The 16,713-nt window shown below is 58.5% G+C and carries 15 protein-coding genes and 1 tRNA gene; 7 read left to right on the top strand and 9 right to left on the bottom strand.

The window, feature by feature from the left end; genetic code table 11:
- Positions 1–37 precede the first annotated feature (37 nt).
- The gene (locus tag JQ600_RS31940) at positions 38–523 is read right to left on the bottom strand and encodes a (2Fe-2S)-binding protein (RefSeq protein WP_212391289.1); all 486 of its coding nucleotides are present in this window, start codon (positions 521–523) and stop codon (positions 38–40) included.
- 490 nt (positions 524–1,013) lie between these two features.
- On the opposite strand from JQ600_RS31940, the gene JQ600_RS31935 reads away from it, so the two are divergent.
- The 4 genes from JQ600_RS31935 (at position 1,014) to JQ600_RS31920 (ending at position 8,117) form a co-directional block, all read left to right on the top strand.
- The gene (locus tag JQ600_RS31935) at positions 1,014–2,984 is read left to right on the top strand and encodes a methyl-accepting chemotaxis protein (RefSeq protein WP_212391343.1); all 1,971 of its coding nucleotides are present in this window, start codon (positions 1,014–1,016) and stop codon (positions 2,982–2,984) included.
- 1,127 nt (positions 2,985–4,111) lie between these two features.
- Positions 4,112–5,605, top strand: coding sequence for an MFS transporter (locus tag JQ600_RS31930; protein ID WP_212269002.1), 1,494 nt, complete (start codon positions 4,112–4,114; stop codon positions 5,603–5,605).
- A gap of 6 nt (positions 5,606–5,611) precedes the next feature.
- Positions 5,612–6,448 carry a trehalose-phosphatase gene (gene otsB / locus JQ600_RS31925; RefSeq protein WP_212269001.1) on the top strand — a complete coding sequence of 279 codons (837 nt, stop codon included), beginning with the start codon at positions 5,612–5,614 and terminating at the stop codon, positions 6,446–6,448.
- A gap of 208 nt (positions 6,449–6,656) precedes the next feature.
- A complete protein-coding gene (locus tag JQ600_RS31920; protein ID WP_212392406.1) occupies positions 6,657–8,117 on the top strand; it encodes a trehalose-6-phosphate synthase in 1,461 nt (486 codons plus the stop codon).
- Between the two features lie 17 nt (positions 8,118–8,134).
- Here JQ600_RS31920 and JQ600_RS31915 read toward each other — a convergent pair whose 3' ends face one another.
- On the bottom strand, positions 8,135–8,479 hold the full coding sequence (locus JQ600_RS31915; RefSeq protein ID WP_212268999.1) for a hypothetical protein: 345 nt from the start codon (positions 8,477–8,479) through the stop codon (positions 8,135–8,137).
- A gap of 195 nt (positions 8,480–8,674) precedes the next feature.
- Between JQ600_RS31915 and JQ600_RS31910 the strand changes: the two genes are divergently transcribed.
- A tRNA-Ser gene (locus JQ600_RS31910) sits at positions 8,675–8,764 on the top strand.
- A 132-nt stretch (positions 8,765–8,896) separates the two neighbouring features.
- Here JQ600_RS31910 and JQ600_RS31905 read toward each other — a convergent pair.
- The 3 genes from JQ600_RS31905 to JQ600_RS31900 all read right to left on the bottom strand — a co-directional run bounded on the left by JQ600_RS31905 (position 8,897) and on the right by JQ600_RS31900 (position 11,054).
- A complete protein-coding gene (locus JQ600_RS31905) occupies positions 8,897–10,207 on the bottom strand; it encodes a PIN domain-containing protein (RefSeq protein WP_212490296.1) in 1,311 nt (436 codons plus the stop codon).
- Positions 10,208–10,279: 72 nt separating this feature from the next.
- Positions 10,280–10,510, bottom strand: a complete 231-nt coding sequence (locus tag JQ600_RS37300; RefSeq protein WP_283815736.1) for an HGGxSTG domain-containing protein — start codon at positions 10,508–10,510, stop codon at positions 10,280–10,282.
- Positions 10,434–11,054 carry a hypothetical protein gene (locus JQ600_RS31900; RefSeq protein ID WP_249136191.1) on the bottom strand — a complete coding sequence of 207 codons (621 nt, stop codon included), beginning with the start codon at positions 11,052–11,054 and terminating at the stop codon, positions 10,434–10,436. The genes JQ600_RS37300 and JQ600_RS31900 overlap by 77 nt, the downstream gene beginning before the upstream one ends.
- Before the next feature lie 329 nt (positions 11,055–11,383).
- Here JQ600_RS31900 and JQ600_RS31895 point away from each other — a divergent pair, with 329 nt between their 5' ends.
- Positions 11,384–11,647 (top strand): hypothetical protein, encoded by a 264-nt coding sequence (locus JQ600_RS31895; RefSeq protein WP_212490295.1) that lies wholly within the window; start codon positions 11,384–11,386, stop codon positions 11,645–11,647.
- A gap of 170 nt (positions 11,648–11,817) precedes the next feature.
- On the opposite strand, the gene JQ600_RS37670 is transcribed toward JQ600_RS31895, so the two are convergent.
- On the bottom strand, positions 11,818–12,426 hold the full coding sequence (locus JQ600_RS37670; protein ID WP_409410690.1) for a DUF7002 family protein: 609 nt from the start codon (positions 12,424–12,426) through the stop codon (positions 11,818–11,820).
- Between the two features lie 19 nt (positions 12,427–12,445).
- Positions 12,446–13,015, bottom strand: coding sequence for a hypothetical protein (locus JQ600_RS31890; protein ID WP_212490294.1), 570 nt, complete (start codon positions 13,013–13,015; stop codon positions 12,446–12,448).
- 255 nt (positions 13,016–13,270) lie between these two features.
- Here JQ600_RS31890 and JQ600_RS31885 point away from each other — a divergent pair, with 255 nt between their 5' ends.
- Complete coding sequence (locus tag JQ600_RS31885) at positions 13,271–13,822, top strand: hypothetical protein (protein WP_212490293.1); 552 nt, start codon at positions 13,271–13,273, stop codon at positions 13,820–13,822.
- Positions 13,823–14,017: 195 nt separating this feature from the next.
- Here the strand turns inward: JQ600_RS31885 and JQ600_RS31880 are convergent, their stop codons facing one another.
- Together JQ600_RS31880 and JQ600_RS37085 are read right to left on the bottom strand one after the other, a co-directional pair.
- Positions 14,018–14,443, bottom strand: a complete 426-nt coding sequence (locus JQ600_RS31880) for a hypothetical protein (RefSeq protein WP_212490292.1) — start codon at positions 14,441–14,443, stop codon at positions 14,018–14,020.
- A gap of 1,778 nt (positions 14,444–16,221) precedes the next feature.
- Positions 16,222–16,713 (bottom strand): hypothetical protein (locus tag JQ600_RS37085; protein WP_409410689.1); only part of this gene is annotated, 492 nt, incomplete at its 5' end.

Raw genomic sequence — 16,713 nt, 5'->3', positions numbered from 1 at the left:
AGCGGCCTTTGAATGCTGGTTTGGTGGCCTGCGGCAGCTATTCGGCCGCCTGCGAGACCTTCATGCGTCCGGCCGCATCGAGCACCGCCTTGACGATGTTATGGTAGCCGGTGCAGCGGCAGATGTTGCCTTCCAGCTCCTGCCGGACGGTTTCCTCGTCGAGCTTGCCAGCATGGCGGTGCACGATATCGATCGACGACATGATCATGCCCGGGGTGCAATAGCCGCACTGCAGGCCGTGATTGTCGCGGAACGCCAATTGCATCGGGTGCAATTCGTCGCCCTTCGAGATGCCCTCGATGGTGGTGACGTTGGACCCGGCGGCCTGGCCCGCCAGCACGGTGCAGGATTTGACCGCCCGGCCGTCGATATGGACGACGCAGGCGCCGCACTGGCTGGTGTCACAGCCGACATGGGTGCCGGTCAGGTTCAGGTTTTCGCGAAGCAGATGGACGAGGAGGGTCCGGTCCTCGACGTCGGCTGAGACAGCCTTGCCGTTCACCGTCAATTTGATGGTAGACACGCGTGATACCTCCCGATGTTTTATAATTATTCCAATTAGAAACACGGGCGGGGGAACTTGCAACTAGGATTTTGGTCGCCCTTGTCATTGTGATGACATCCTCGCGGCGACGCGGCGTCGATCAGCCGATTCTTCGGCCGTGCTCCAGCGGGCGGGCCGAGGTGCAGCCAAAGCGCTGCGCGTGGCGGAAGGTAGATTGACGGGGCGAGGTCTCGTCCACCCCGCACCGCATCATACTTGCGGAGATCGTCCGGGCCCCCAAAGGGGGACCAAGACAAAAAAGCATGCTTCCAGCCCTGCAACCCAAGGCGAATGGAGCCGGAATTTACCCAGCCTTATCCATTGTGCCTTAGTTTTGCGCACTGGATCGGGGGCAGGGCCTCCCGATCCGGGTTTTCAGAATGAAAACGGGGGGCTTGAGGTGGAATTGCTGAAACGTACGGGCCTGTTCTCGATCAAACTCCCAACCTTTCGATTCCGCGCCAAAATCATGCTTGGCTTTGCCGTGACCCTGGCCATCTCGGCGGTCAGCATGGGCATTGCCTATATGGGATTTGAACACGTTTCCGCAGGCGTCGACGCCTACCGGCGCAGCGTGCAGGAAGCCGATCTGGCGCGCGACATCGACCGCGAGCTGATTTCCTATAGTTCGCTCGCCCGCTATTTCGTGGTCACGGCCAAGGAAGAGGATGGCAAGGCGACGCTGGCGGCCGAAGCCAGCCTGAAGGCAGCCATTATCGCCTCGATGAAGGGCACCACCGATCCAGGCCGGCTTGAACAGCTCGCCAAGCTGGAGCGGGAATTCCGCGCCTTTGCCAAGATCTTTGCCGACGTGGTCAAGGTCAAGGACGAGAGCGCGCGGATCACCCAGAACCAGCTCACACGCAGCGGCATGTCGCTGCACTACAAGCTCGACGATCTCCCCAGCAACGCCGACGAGTCCGAGCAGCAGGTCATCAGTCTCGGCGCGAAAAAGGTCTACGAGCAGTTTCAGGCCGTCACCGCACTGGTCAACACGTTCGTCATCAATTCCGACAAGGCGGTGGCCGCCAGCGCGTTGGCGCGTCTGAAATTCGTCGAGAACTCGCTGAAGTCGATTTCCTCAAAGAATGAAAAGGTCGTGGCCGACCTCAAGGAGTCCGCCGGACTTCTGGAAGCCTACCGGGAGGCGCTGGCGAAGCTGATTCACAACGCCAAGGAAATCGACGATCTGACGCTCGACATGACGGATTCCGTCACCGCGATCAGCAAGGGCGCTGCCGTCATGAAGTCCAGCCTGCTGGCCGATCAGAAGCGGCTCGAGGCGGAGTCGAACGCGAGCATTGGCGAAACCGAACGGCTGATCCTGATCCTGGCGGCCGGCGGCTTCCTGCTCGGCTGTGTCTGGGCGTTCTTGCTCGGCAAGGGCATTTCCAAGCCGATGACCGCAATGTGTGGTGCGATGCGTGAACTCGCCGCCGGCAATTTCGATGTCGTGCTGCCCGGCCTCGGGCGCAAGGACGAACTTGGCGAAATGGCCAGCGCGGTCGAGGAGTTCAAGGTCCAGGCGGTCGCCAAGGCCGAACGCGACGCCGCCACGCAAGAGGCGCAGAACAAGGCGAGCAGCGCCGCGCGCCGCACTGAACTCATTCGCTTTGCCGACGAATTCGAGGCCGCGGTGGGCGCCATCGTCTCCAACGTTTCGGCCTCGGCCGTGCAGCTGGAAGCATCGGCGGGAACGCTGACGCGAACGGCGGAAACCACCCAGAGCCTGTCGAGCCAGGTCGCCGGCGCTTCGGAGCAGGCGTCCGGCAACATGCAATCGGTGGCGTCCGCGACCGAGGAGCTTTCGGCCTCCGTCGACGAGATCGGCCGCCGCGTCAAGGAATCCAGCCAGATTGCGGAAGCAGCGGTGCGCCAGGCCGAACAGACCGATAACCGCATCGGAAAACTGTCGCGCGCAGCACAAGAGATCGGTGACGTGGTCAAGCTGATCACGGCGATTGCCGAGCAGACCAATTTGCTGGCGCTGAACGCGACCATCGAGGCCGCCCGCGCGGGCGATGCCGGCCGTGGCTTTGCCGTCGTCGCCTCCGAGGTCAAATCGCTCGCCAGCCAGACCGCGAAGGCGACCGACGAGATCTCCAATCACATCTCGGGCATGCAGGGCGCAACCCAGGAATCGGTCGCCGCGATCAAGGAAATCGGCGGCACCATCGGCAAGATCTCCGACATCGCCACGACGATTGCGGACGCAGTCGAACAGCAGAGTACGGCGACGCAGGAAATCGCACGCAGCGTTCAGAACGTCGCGCAAGGCACCGAGGAAGCCGCCGCCAGCATCATGCAGGTCAACCGCGGCGCGACCGAGACCGGTACGGCCTCGGAAGAGGTACTGCATTCGGCGCGCACGCTGTCGAGCGAAAGCACCCGGCTGCGCGAAGAGCTCGACCGCTTCATGGCGAATATCCGCGCGGCGTAAGGACATCGCTCCATCGTCGTCCCGGCGAAGGCCGGGACCCATAGCCACAACTGTTTGTTGTTTGAAGAATCTCTGCCGGCTCGCCGTATCACCACGGCCGCGGCGTATGGGTCCCGGCCTTCGCCGGGACGACGATGAATGAGACGCGCCTGAGTCGCATCGCTCGCAACAGCAAATGTCGTTGCCGCCTGCGACAAAACAACCCGACGGGCAAATCAGTTCCGATTTACAGAAGTCATGTCAAGCCCCGAAATGAAAAATATTTCTGTTTACCAGAAGGAAAATCAGGTGCATATCTTTGGCCATCCCGTCCCACTCAGAGGGCGTCGGCCGTCGTCACGGACGTTGGGCGGGTTGCGGTGGACGCTGGTTTACGCCTCGACGACGGCGTGGATAAGCGTACGGCAAAACCGTGTGGTCCTGGCGCCCGTTGCAGGCGTCAAGCTGTCGGAGAAGCGCAAGCGGGAACGGCGGCGACGGAGTCAACCAAGAACTCGTCTCCGGGGAGATCACGGCATAAGCCGTAAAGCCATTGCGCAGGGAAGGCCGGGTGTTCACCGCTGCCCTGTATGCTCGTGTGCACTTTGTTTTGTGCAAACCGCACGCGAGACCGCGGGTGCAGCGCGCACCCGGTCTTCCCTGCGCCCTCATTTTCGAGGGCGGGAAGTTTCTGGCAAAGCTCGGGCGCATCGCGTCGCGAGATCGCGAAACCGCGTTTTGTATGACGGTCGCGCAACAAGTACCGCCGTCGTCCCGGCCTTGAGCCGGGACCCATACGCCGCGGCCCATCGGTGAGAACGCAAGTGTCAAATACCTTCTGCAACAATGAGCATCACGCGGTATGGGTCCCGGCTCAAGGCTGGGACGACAAATGGTGGTGGCTGCCCGCGCATGACGACGACAGGATCGAGTGGAGTCGCACTATCCTCCGTCATTGCGACCCGTTGACTCGCAATGATGCGAAGGAACCGCGGTGCTAAATCCGCACGGCTCCCCTGCCGCAATGCGGGAACCATGACACCACGCGGACGTTGTCTCCCCGTGGCGGGCATCACGTCTGCCTTAATTCGGGCCAAAGAACCTTGGGGCTGGGGCGTTCCGGGTGTTTTTTCATTGGTTCAATTCCCATGGGTGTGCAGCTGACAGGGAAACGTTCGGCAGCGAATGATCCCGCCGCCGCGGCCGTGCGGCAGGATAATGATCGCGTCATCGAAACTTCCATTCCGGCGCGGCTCGATGATTTGCGCTGGAGCGGATTTCATACCCGCGTCGTGCTGGCGCTCGGGATCACCTGGATTCTGGATGGGCTGGAAGTCACGCTGGCCGGCGCCTTGTCCGGTGCGTTGAAGGAAAGCCCGACGCTTCGGTTTTCGAATTTCGATGTCGGATTGGCCAATAGCGCCTATCTCGCCGGCGCCGTGCTCGGTGCGCTCGGCTTTGGCTGGCTGACCGACCGGATCGGCCGCAAGAAACTGTTCTTCATCACGCTCGCGGTCTATCTCACGGCGACCGCGGCAACCGCGTTTTCATGGAGCGTGGGAAGTTATGCGCTCTTTAGATTCCTGACCGGTGCCGGGATCGGCGGCGAATACACCGCGATCAATTCGACGATCCAGGAGCTGGTGCCGGCGCGCTATCGCGGCTGGACCGATCTCGTCATCAACGGCAGCTTCTGGCTCGGAGCTGCGCTCGGCGCGGTCTGCGCGATCGTGCTGCTCGATCCGGCGTGGATCGGCCCCGATATGGGCTGGCGCCTCGCCTATATGACCGGCGCCGTCCTTGGCCTTGTCGTGTTCGTGATGCGGATGTGGATTCCGGAAAGCCCACGCTGGCTGATGATCCATGGCCGTCCTGATGAGGCGCACGCGATCGTGGATGCAATCGAGAAGTCGGCGGGGCAGGTACGGGATGAGACGAAGGATGTCTTGCCGAAGATCAGATTGCGTATGCGCAGCCATACGCCGTTGCGCGAAGTCGCGCACACCCTGTTGACGGTCTATCGCCAGCGTTCGATGGTTGGCCTCGTGCTGATGGTCGCGCAGGCGTTCTTCTACAACGCGATCTTCTTCACCTTCGCGCTGATCCTGACCGATTTCTTCGGCATTCCGGCCAATCATGTCGGCTGGTATATCCTCCCGTTCGCGGCGGGTAACTTTCTCGGTCCGCTGCTGCTGGGCCGGCTGTTCGACACGCTGGGCCGCCGCAAGATGATCACGCTGACCTATGGCGTGTCGGGTGTACTGCTGGCGCTGTCGGGCTATCTGTTCTCGATCGGGGCCCTGACCGCGCAGACCCAGACGATCGCCTGGATGGTGATCTTCTTCTTTGCCTCGCCCGCGGCGAGTGCGGCGTATCTCACCGTCAGCGAGACGTTCCCGCTGGAGGTGCGCGCACTGGCGATCGCGCTGTTTTATGCGATCGGCACCGGAATTGGCGGCGTAATTGGGCCTGCTTTGTTTGGTGCATTGATCGATACGGGATCGCGCACGAGTGTTTTCGCCGGCTACCTGTTGGGGTCGGCACTGATGGTCGTTGCGGCAGCCGTGGCATGGCGCTACGCCGTCGCCGCCGAGCGCAAGTCGCTCGAAACTGTCGCACGACCGCTAGCCTTTGTGGAGTAGGATAAGATGAACGAGGATCTGTTGGAAATGCCATTGGAAGATGAGATCGTTGGCGAGGAGGAAGGTGCGCCGGAAACCGTTCCGGTGCCGCGCTCGCTGGTGCCGCATTTGAGCGAAACAGCTATCTTGCTCGACATCGACGGCACGCTGCTCGAATTGATGCCGACGCCGCGCGAGGTCTGGGTGCCGCCGGGGCTGTCGAAGACGCTGAACCGGCTGTTGGCTCGCACCAACGGTGCGCTGGCGCTCGTCAGCGGCCGCTCGCTCAACGATATCGACCTGATCTTCGCGCCGGAGCAATTCCCGGCCGTCGGCGGCCATGGCGCGGAAATGCGCATCGATCCCGACAACGAATCGGTCGATTCCCATGCGCCGCCGATGGACAGGGAATTGAAGCGCCGCCTGGCGGCGATTGCCAAGCTCAGTCCGGGAATACTGCTGGAAGACAAGGGCTATTCACTGGCGCTGCATTATCGCCTGGCGCCGCATGCGGAGAAGGCGATCTATGCAGCGGTGTCGCTGATCAGGGCCGACCTGCCGAATGCGCCGATCGAAGTGCTGCCGGGCAAATGCGTCTGCGAGATCAAGCATTCCGGTTTCACCAAGGCGACCGGCGTGCGCGAGCTGATGACGCGCGAACCGTTCAAGGGCCGCCGTCCGCTCTTCATCGGCGACGACGTCACCGACGAAACGGTGTTCGGCATTATGCCTGATTACGATGGTCTCGCATTCTCTGTCGGTCGCCGCGCGCAAGGCGTGCAGGGACATTTCGATTCGCCGAGCGATGTTAGAGAGTTTCTAGCGCACCTGCTCGACGACGAAAGAGACGCGGCGTTGCCATGATCAGCGCACGATTTTGCAAATGGCGCCGGTTTTAGAACACAGTTCCCTGACGCATCACCATCATCTCGCGAAAAATTTTCTTTTTCGTGAGATCAGGTGAGTTCCGTCCCCGCCAGCCCGAATTTGGTTTCAATTCGTTGAAAGGTTGGCCAGGAACCATATTGATGAATGGTTGTTAATTCGCGAGTGCAGCAACAGGAGGGGACCTGTGAACCTCGTCGTCGTCTCGAACCGCGTTGCGCGCGGAAAGCCCAATGAACCCATGACCGGTGGCCTCGCGGCGGCTTTATTGCCGGTTGTCGAGAAGTCCGGGGCGATTTGGGTCGGTTCCAGCGGTCGCGTGCGTGACGGGAACCTGAAGGAACCTTTCGCCGAAATTGAAGCATTGGGCGCGGGCGCGCTTGCCATGCTCGATCTGCCGGCGGCGCATTACGGCGGATATTACGAGGGCTTTGCGAACTCGGCGCTGTGGCCGGCGCTGCATTCCCGCGCCGACCTGATTCGTGCCTCCCAGGATGATTACGTCAGCTATCGCGAAGTGAATGCCTTCATGGCGCGCGCGCTGCTGCGCTTCAAGAAGCCGGACTCCGCGTTCTGGGTTCAGGACTATCATTTTCTCGCGCTCGGTGCCGAGCTGCGTGATCTCGGCGTAACACAGCCGATCGGCTTCTTCCTGCATACGCCGTGGCCGACGCGCTCGGTGATATCAGGCGTGCCGCACCATCGCGATCTGATCGAGGCGATGCTGGCCTATGATCTCATCGGTTTCCAGACAGAAGAGGATTGCGAGAATTTCCTGGCTTACGCGCAGTCAGATCTCGGGCTCGCCGTGCAGGACGGCGTCGTCGTCTCGCGCCATGGCCGGACGCGCGCCGCGGTATTTCCGATCGGCATCGATCCGCAGAAATTCGCCCAGCAGGCCGCCAAGGCCACGACCCATCCGGATGTGTCGCGGCTGCGGCGCAGCCTGAATGGCGAGAAGCTCGCGATTGGCGTCGACCGGCTGGATTATTCCAAGGGGCTGATCAACCGCATCAAGGCGTTCGACCGGATGTGGGCGTTGCATCCGCAGCTGTTGCGCACCGTGTCGCTGCTGCAGATCGCGACCCCGTCGCGCGGCGCAATCGAAGCCTATGGCAATCTGCAGAGCGATGTCGCGAGACTCGTGAGCGACGTCAACGGCGTCCACGGCGAAGTCGACTGGACGCCGATCCGCTATCTCAACAAGGGCTTTGGCCAGGCTGTGCTCGCGGGGCTTTACCGCACCGCGCAGGTCGGCGTGGTGACGCCGCTGCAGGACGGCATGAATCTGGTCGCCAAGGAATATGTCGCCGCCCAAAATCCCGCCGACCCCGGCGTGCTGGTGCTGTCGAAATTCGCCGGCGCCGCCAACGAACTCGACACCGCATTGCTGGTAAACCCGCACGATATCGACGGCATGGCCCGCACCATCTCAACGGCGCTTTCGATGCCGCTGACCGAACGGCGGATGCGCTGGGAGGCGATGATGGAAAAGCTGCGCGGCGGCACGATCCAGCAATGGTTTGCCGATTTCATCGACGCGCTGCAGGAAAGCCAGCTCGATAGTGGCCCTTTGGAACCTGTCACGGCTGATACGCCGACCCGGTTGCCGCTACGCTCCGTCAATAACGGCGCGCGGTATCATTAGAGACGTCCACGAACAGCTCAGTAGCAATAGGAGACGCCATCCAGCACCGGACAGCGTGCCCGGCGCGGATCGCTCGGATTCTCCATCGGCACCACGCCGTTGCCCTTCCCGACGAATACGCCTTTTCCGACGATGACGGACGATTTGTTGCCGATGATGACGCTCGGATGCGGCGAGGCCAGGCTCGAGCGCGTGCCGTCGGCCCAGATGATCGCTTCCCCCGAAAGGATGCCGCGCCTTCCGTCGTCGCAACTCACATCGACGCCCTGGCGGGTGCAGGATTGCGCCATGGCGGGGACCGCGGCGCCTGCGACCAGCGCCGCTATCAGGGTGGCGAATGAAAGCGCTCGCGTGATCATCATGCCGTTCTCCGCCCATGGTTGCCCCCATGGTCGTCGGCGATAACCTGATTCCGGTTCAAGGCCCAGCGCGAAGCGGTTGCCCCAGCGGACATAAGTGACAAATTATCCAATAAATTCAAACAATTGGGGAAATTTCAGCGCGCGTGTCCGCGGTCCCTTGCAAAATGTGTCCTGCCCCTTCAAGAGAAGGCCTCCGGAGAGATGGCCGAGTGGCTTAAGGCGCACGCTTGGAAAGCGTGTGTGCGGGAAACCGTACCGTGGGTTCGAATCCCACTCTCTCCGCCATATATATCAAATAAGCATATGTTATAATTGAGCTTTTTTTATATTAGCGAGTGGTGGCCCCCAAATTAGTCCCCAAGCTGAACTGCAATTCCGTTGGGTTAGAGGGCACGGAAGCCTACGTGCGTGTAAGCTCTAATCCGTGGGCAGACGTTCAATATTTTGAATCTTAGGCTCTGAAAGCTGACCCTCAGCTGTCAATGTCGCGCACCAACGCACCGCGAATTGAAAACTGAAAGTTCGTCTGAAGTCGGTAGATATAGTGAAGCTAGTATTGGCTCCGTTGCTCGCTGGGGAGGTTGATACGAATATTGAATTCGCTCCTGTTCCCCCGCCCATCGAAAATGGTCCAGTGATGGCCGTTCCTCCGCCTCCGACCGAATAGGGAATTGTGCTCCCTCCACCTCCCATAGAAAATGGACCAGTTATTGCTCCGCTTAACGGCGAGCCTCCGACCGTTCCAATTACGCTTCCTGTCCCGGCGCTCGTGATCGACGTCCCCGCAGACGGCGTGGAGGTAACCCACGCCGTGTTTGCAACCGATGCGCCGACCCGATAGTGGAAGCCAACGATGGTCGAGAAGTGTAGCAGTTTCGCATTCTTTTCCAGAAATGTTGGCATTCCAATATCGGTGGTCACGAATTCGATGGGCGCGTTGATGCTCACATTCTCAGGTTCCTTCGCCAAGTCGGCCGCGAACGTCTCCCTAATAATCTTGTCCAAGTTGGCGCTGTAGTAAAAAGTTTCTCGGTCACCGGCGCGATAAAAAAGGGCTGTGGCTTTCACCAAGATGTCACTAATTTCGGCGGACGAAAGATGGGCTGGGATGCCATTTATGGCGCTGCTCAATTCCGTCAAATTTCTAACAACTGTAACTCTATCGCCGAATTCTTTTACTCGTTCCTTAGATGCGGCGACGGCCAAATCATCGTTAGCGAGAAACACAATTTTGTTGTTTGGATCTTTATACAATGAGGCCGCTTGCTGGCAGAACGTCTCAATAATCACTGCATCCCGGAATCCCTTTTCCTTATCGCCAACTTGGAAAGGAGCATGACGAAAAATTGCAGAGCGGATGATGGAATCCCAATCGACTTGCGAAGACTCCAATTTTAGGACCGTTAGGGAGTGACGGGCGATACCTTGCTTGATGACCTCGCGAACTGCGTGGACTATGTCGTCCTTCGAAACCTTAAAATTAACGGCCAATATCTTCTCGACTGCCCTGAAATCATTCAAAAGCGCTTCAGCCGCTGAAACCATCTGGTACTCGCGTTCGAGGAGGACTGCTTCGGGTAGGTACCAAAAAACCCGTACGTCTCTGACTTCGGACAAAGCCTTGATTGCAGCGCTCAATGGGTGGTTCAACAAATATCGAGAGCCTCCCGCAAAGACGACGCTCGACTCTAAAATGATGTGAAAATCGGGGTTGGATTGCTTCGCCACGGTGTGCCTTTGCCTGGAACTCTCCCAATCTAATTGAATATTGATTCGAACGCTACCAGCCCTAGCTTTCGTCTATTGACGCAAGAATCCTAAGTCGCGTGCTGCGCGGATCAGTCCAGAGACCTCGCGCCTGCGCGCAATCGCCTCCGCCGTGTAGCGCCCGTGCTTCAGTGCATTACAATTTCCCTTTGGCGCCCCAGGAGAAGGCCCGCCGTGCATCCTGCACCTACCGTTCGGCATCGCCGGCGATTGGCACGGCTGCCCGCGCCGCGTTCTCGCTCCGCATCGTTTGGCCTGGCGCATATCCAAGAGCATGGGGTTGATTCTCCGATTTGGTCCGTACCCCACCCCCCTCGACGTTGCCGACGATGGCCTGGCCGCCGCTATGGACGTGGACGTGTTCGACGGTGACCTTCTGTTGGCCTTTGCCACGATGGCGGTTCAATGCCTCCAACAACGTGGCGTGCGTTCGAGAAAGCTTGTTGGCCTGATTCAAGTTCTCTTTCCGGCCTTCAAATGTCTGTTCGGAAATCATCGCCCGCCGATAACATTCCATTGCTGCGTTGTGAGACGCCAGCAACTGCGCCGCTAACATTCCCTCCAGTTCGTCCTTTGGCTCGACACCGGTGAGAAAGCTGAGGCCGGCCGATTGCAGCTTGTGGGAACGATCCGCATCCGGATTGTTGCCATACCATGCGGACGACAGTGCTTGATTGGCGACAGTGCCGTTCCAGGCATCGAATCTAGACCCGCCGAGATAAGTGAGCTTTGGATTGGAGCTGTCCAGCTTGTGTGCTCTCGCCGGCTGCTCCTTGCTTTCCTTCACCGGTGCTTTTGCTTTCGTCATTGGTCGCCCCTCTCCGAGACCGGCGGTTCGCTCGCTACAGCGCACCTTGGGGGGCGCGCTTCGCTAACCGCCTTGCGGTCTATGGTAAACTATATGTGTGCCCTAGATTGATACCGCGACCGCCCCTTAACGAGCGCTCACGGGGTCGATTGAACGCACCGTGAGGCCAATTTTCGTTGATTTCAGGCGGCACGCTGGCTCTGATTTGATACCTCGACCGGATATTTTGATACCGCGTCTTGTTTTTTCGTGACCCCATCGCATGAACGCTTTGTTCGGTAATGAGGCGTTTCATGGCATGTGAGTTCCCTACTGGACTGGAGAAGGCCATGGCCAAGCCGGAAGAACCGTATCAGGAAATCATTGTCGAGACGTATTATGAAAGCGGCTCGGGCCTTCACGGCGACATTCATGTCCGCTGCGTTGAGGGGCAACCGTTTCCGCGGCACCTGCGCGTTCGCTTTCCTCGCGCCGTTCGATACGCCCACAAGGTGCCCACTCGGTTTCGCGTTGCTGGGAGCCTGTCGGACAGGGAGGGTGGAAACGAGTTTATCCATACCAACCATGCCTGGGGCTATCACGTAGAAAAATGAAAAACCCCCGCACGAAGCGGGGGACACATTGCGAGTCATCAAGTTACGGCGTGGTTCCTAGTCCCTCGCACGTTGTCTGCTTCAATCGAAATCTCTTGGCTAACTTGAAGCCGCCTATTGATTTCAAACGATAATTACTTTCGATGAAATTTAGCCCGCTTCGTCATTGTTTACATTTTTCTCCATTCTCCTCGGTCGAGGAATTCGGTAGTTTTGGGCAGTGAAACGGTTCCGACAAAAGTCACCTCGACTACCGTTGACGGCAAATCGAGCCATCTATCGGCAGCAAGAAACGTGTCAGGGCCACGGGGGCTCTTTCGACCGTTCACTGTCCGTGGAGCGCCTGAATTGAAACGACTGAAATACGGAAGGTGGTTCGGGTTGCATGAGAGTAATTCGCGCAATCCAACCCGCAACATTGCCTGTCCGTTCGGATCGTAACTGTTGGCCAGCCTCTGACCGCTCGGAACTATACGCTCGCGTGTACCCGGCCAAAAGAAGACGCGTGCGTTCAGTTCGCTGAGGAATTTCTCCCAAGTCCAATCACCTAACAATTCGACGTGCGCTCGGTGAAGGGGAAGTTGGTCCCGAACGATTACAGTTCGGTCACGGAAAGCAACCGAAAAAATGGAATTGCGTCGCTTCGGTTCTACATTCACAACCAAGGTTTCTGCGCAGTGAAGGGCGCCGTCGGTACGTATGCCTTCCAAATTAGGTAGGGCGGTGAAGTGGTAGAGTACCGGTCGCAATTCTGCAAATTTGTCGATATCGAGCGGCATGACGCACCAACCATGAATTCTAACTGGCCAGCAATTTCGACGCCAGCGCTACACAACCGTAATCCAAAACTTCTTCGTAGTGGTCGTTTTGCTCCCCGTAACGGTTATATGTCGCCCAGCGCATCCATTTTGGCTTTGGCGGTAAATCCCACTCATCCGGATCAAGGTCCGCTATCAATTGCGACTTGATCCGCGCCTTTCCCGCATGTGCCCGGTTCGTTGCGTCGTTGAACTGGGATTGGTATGCGACTTGCCGGCCCCAGGTTTGTCGGCTGCAAAATCGCGTGGCGCCGTTTGGCTTCCAAAGCACCGAGGCCGGCCGGTTCATGATCGGACACAAGAAGTACCATTGCTGACCGCCGAAGTGTCGGGCGCGCGGAAGAAGTATGATCCGCTGGTCGAGGCTGCCCAGCTGGATGCGAAACCAGCCTTCGTCTTTGCCACTCATATCGGCGCTAATGGTGCCGGTGGCAATTTCGCCCCAATATGAGTGCGTCCATTTAATTCCACGTCCGCCAATGTTCGCGCCGCGTCGGACGAATCCCTGTCGAGCGAGCCGGTTCAAATCCAGCTTCAGTCCATCCTGCAAGCAAACCCGTTCGCGTGGCCGTGGCATCCAAAGAGCCCCATGTTATTACATAAAATAATCATTAGTGCTTAGTCAGCAAGGCCCGACCAACGGCCGCTTTGAGCATCTCCCGTCACCTCTCAGGTTGAATGCGAAGCCAGCCTTAAGAAAACAGTGCGTGGCCAATTGCCGATAGGCAACACCGAGGGCGAGCGTTAATAGAGACCACGAAGGAGTACCGGGAACGGTAGCCCCAAAAATGCAAGGCAAGGCAAAATGGCGCCCAAATCCAAAAAACCGATCGCGCGCTCACAATGGCGCTGCCTATGGATACTGGGTGCACTCGTGCTTGCGCCCCTCGCCGCGAAAGCACAGAGCAGAAACGTAGAGTTTATTTGCGTCGCCGATATGGTGAGCGGCTTAGGTTACGACAGTGGTAGCCAAAAATGGAAGGCGATGACCTTCCCGATTGAACACAAATTTAATTTAAGGCTAAAGTTCCTGAGCGCCAAGGCGACCAAAAATATTTTCGATAAGGATGATGTCGAAACGAAGTATGAAGTTGCAGTAACGACGTCAGCGCAGAAGACGCCTACGCCGTGCGTGGACTTCGGGCGTGGATTGACGACGGAAATCACGGTCACTGAATTTAGTTATTTGAGTTGTTATTGGGGTGGGCTTGGTCCTTCTAGGCAGTTGAGGCTCAACTTAAAGAATAAACGATTTCTCGAAGTGTACTTGCATGGATACTTAGATGGTGAGGACGTTCCGAACACCGGGCCAGCATTGCTAGGCGGTTCATGTAAGGAACTGCCGCCAAGTCGTTAACGTCGCTGAAGCAAAGCCCGCAAGGGGAATAATTAGCCGGCGGTGACGATAGCGTCCCTCAACGCAAGCCGAGTAATTAGTGGTGTTCTCGCCTATGGTAAACTATATGTGTGCCCTAGATTGATACCGCGACGGCCGGTGAAACGCGCCTCACGGTATCAAACGAGGGCACCGTGAGGCTGTTTCGGCGTAGTTTCATGCGGCGCGCTGGCTCTGATTTGATACCGCGACGGGATATTTTGATACCGCGTTTTGTTTTTCGCGACCCCATCGCATGAACGCTTTGCTCGGCAACTGGCCCGTCACGTTGCATGTGTTGAACGTCAGCCGCCATTCGCTTGCGTGAGGCGATTTGCGGCTGAAGGCTCCTTTCGTCACCAGCTCGATAAAGCCGCGTTCCTGGAGTTCGACAAAGGCGCGCTGTGCCGTCCCGCGTGCAACGTTGCACCGCTCGGAGGCTCGGCGAACGGATAGGCCGAGCTGGCCGTTGTTATTGCCCTTGTACAGCCTCGTAAGCTCGATCAGCACGGCCCGCGCCGGGCAGCCAAGGGAAAGATACGCCGGCGAAGTTAGGAGCCAGTCATAAAAGCGAACATGCGGTGCATCGATCCGCTTGTTCATTCTAGGGCGCTTTAGCATGGCCACCCTCCACACGGGCCAGAACCCCGTCCGTGATTGTTCGCGACATCGGACTGGATTGGAGTGCGGGCGGGGCCGAAGCCCCGCCGGTGACGATTTGTGGGCCAGCAATCGCCATCATGCCTTTCCGTCCTTCTTTTCGAGGATGGTAATCAGGCTCCGCAGGACATAGCGCGCGTGTTGGCCGGCGACCCGAAGCGGTTTAAGATGATCGATGGGTTCAAATCGAAGCCGCGTGGCTCGCGATATTTTTCTGGCTTGATCGTCCTTTGCGTCCTGATTGGGTTAGTAGCCGCCCTAGCATGGCCGAAGTTTTCCAATGACCTGAAGGTAACGAGCCCAACCAAATCGGTGTCTGCCCCCGCTTCAATTTCGGTGTATGTCGTCGATGGGGATACTATTGGTCTTGGCGACGGTGGATCGAACGTCCGCTTGGTAGGCTTCAACGCGCCCGAAACAGGCAACCGCGCGCGATGCGAGACAGAACGTCAAAAGGGCGAAGCTGCTCAACGGCGGCTCCGCGAACTTGTCAGCGGCGGTCGTCCAGATTTCCAGCAAGTCGCTTGCTCTTGTCCGGCGGGAACGGAAGGCACTAATGCGTGCAACTTTGGACGCCGCTGCGGAACGCTTCGGGTCAATGGCGTAGACGTTGGATCAACTCTGATTGGCGAGGGGTTGGCAGTTCGGTTCGTGTGCGGAGCGACTAGGTGTCCAGCGTTGCCCCGCCCTTGGTGTTGATTCAGATTTCCGATTCTCCCGCCAGACATATCCACACCCGCCGCCGGTCGCGCCGCGATGTTGTTCCGGGCGCAAGCGGTGGTGTGATTCGACTCTGACGCGGCGTGCGGCAAGATTGTCGTCATGCCATGGCGTCGAAAACCAAATTCGCGACTCCGCTATTGGCCGGACGGCACACCGACGACTGCGAAGGCGGCTGGTTACAAATCCATCTTGATCTATTGCGTCGGTCCGCCTGTCGGCGAACAGCGCCCGCGTTGCTGGCATTCGGCAGTCGTGAAGTTAGACGACCTGCCGGACTGGCAATGGCCGGATATATTGGCGCACCTGAAATGTACGAAGTGCGGCAGTGTCGGTTGGGTCGATCCCCGACCCCACTTAGGCGAGGTCATCAACTACCATCGGGGGGTGAATGGATGATTCTGACTCGCGAATCATTGATCCGACTCGGTATGATTGCGTCATCATTGCCCTTCAACCGATTCGAGAACCATGAAGATTCGACCGATCAGACTGAAAGAGTTTTTGACGCAAGCTAATGCGCCGACAAGCGATCTTCTGCCGCTTGTTCACTCGACGGCTTCAGGGCGGCTAACCGTGCGATACCCGAGCATGACAATCCGTGGCTCGAATCTGAAAGCCGCTTTTTGCCAGAAGCTGAACGCGCCGAGTTAAATGCCTTCTATTCTAATATACCTGCGGACTCCCAAGCGCGACTGACCGTGACGGCTTTCATTCCGTTCGACGAGATCGTCGCGGTTGATGATATTGGGGAGGAATGTTGGAGTCACTGTGAGGGGATGCCGGTGCTCTTCGTGCCAATTAACGACGGGGCAATGCCTATTGATCCTGGCACCCCCGGGGGAGGGAAAAATTTGCCGGAAAGCATGCTTAGGTTGCAGTTGCCCGTCTACAAAAGTGCGCGTCGGCGGAAGATCCGCGGGCCGTCATATCGGGATTGAACACGCACCGGGTACCGGTCCGCAATCGGCCCCACATTCTCGCGCGAGATGTTAAGCTTGCTAGTTTCCGAGCGACAGGCTGATCCGAGTGACGACCGAATCCCACTGACGGTCTTCCGCGGCTGGATAATTTATTAGGACGCAGTTCATGTATTCATTTACCCGGTTACAGCGGTTGTACCAGGTTCGCCCATTGCGAATGCTGGACACTGCGAAGAAACGTGGTGTCACTCGTTTGTACTGAATATCAGCGGGAGGCCTCTGCCTTGCAAGAAAAGTGGCAGGCGAGTCGTTCTCAGGATTGGGAACCGACTGCAGAGTCAAGTCTGCTCGGCGGTCGCTTGTGAAAAAGCGCCGCCCCGGGCCGCCCTCTGGCGCTCCCGCATCCTCGGTGAAAATACTCACCGGGATATCTACTTTAGCGCCGGTACTCGGGATAGCAAATTGCCGCCACTGCGTGCTGTCCGCAAAGGCTGCGGCGAACCGTTGGCGCGATCCTGCTGCCCATGCTGTTCGAGCGCTTCCCCAACATGACCTTGCCTGATCCCGCGG

Source organism: Bradyrhizobium sp. AUGA SZCCT0176 (genome assembly GCF_018130145.1).
GTDB lineage: Bacteria > Pseudomonadota > Alphaproteobacteria > Rhizobiales > Xanthobacteraceae > Bradyrhizobium.
The sequence above is the reverse complement of the archived record's forward strand: the minus strand, read 5'-3'. Positions and strand labels throughout refer to the sequence as shown.

Bases quoted from the DNA above. Each gene is read 5' to 3' on its own strand.
- JQ600_RS31885 (WP_212490293.1), top strand. From the start codon at position 13,271: ATGGCGCCCAAATCCAAAAAACCGATCGCGCGCTCACAATGGCGCTGC.
- JQ600_RS31880 (WP_212490292.1), bottom strand. From the start codon at position 14,443: ATGAACAAGCGGATCGATGCACCGCATGTTCGCTTTTATGACTGGCTC.
- JQ600_RS37300 (WP_283815736.1), bottom strand. From the start codon at position 10,510: ATGCGCCAGGCCAAACGATGCGGAGCGAGAACGCGGCGCGGGCAGCCG.
- JQ600_RS31895 (WP_212490295.1), top strand. From the start codon at position 11,384: ATGGCCAAGCCGGAAGAACCGTATCAGGAAATCATTGTCGAGACGTAT.
- JQ600_RS31915 (WP_212268999.1), bottom strand. From the start codon at position 8,479: ATGATGATCACGCGAGCGCTTTCATTCGCCACCCTGATAGCGGCGCTG.
- otsB (WP_212269001.1), top strand. From the start codon at position 5,612: ATGAACGAGGATCTGTTGGAAATGCCATTGGAAGATGAGATCGTTGGC.
- JQ600_RS37670 (WP_409410690.1), bottom strand. From the start codon at position 12,426: ATGCCGCTCGATATCGACAAATTTGCAGAATTGCGACCGGTACTCTAC.
- JQ600_RS31935 (WP_212391343.1), top strand. From the start codon at position 1,014: ATGCTTGGCTTTGCCGTGACCCTGGCCATCTCGGCGGTCAGCATGGGC.
- JQ600_RS31930 (WP_212269002.1), top strand. From the start codon at position 4,112: ATGGGTGTGCAGCTGACAGGGAAACGTTCGGCAGCGAATGATCCCGCC.
- JQ600_RS31900 (WP_249136191.1), bottom strand. From the start codon at position 11,054: ATGACGAAAGCAAAAGCACCGGTGAAGGAAAGCAAGGAGCAGCCGGCG.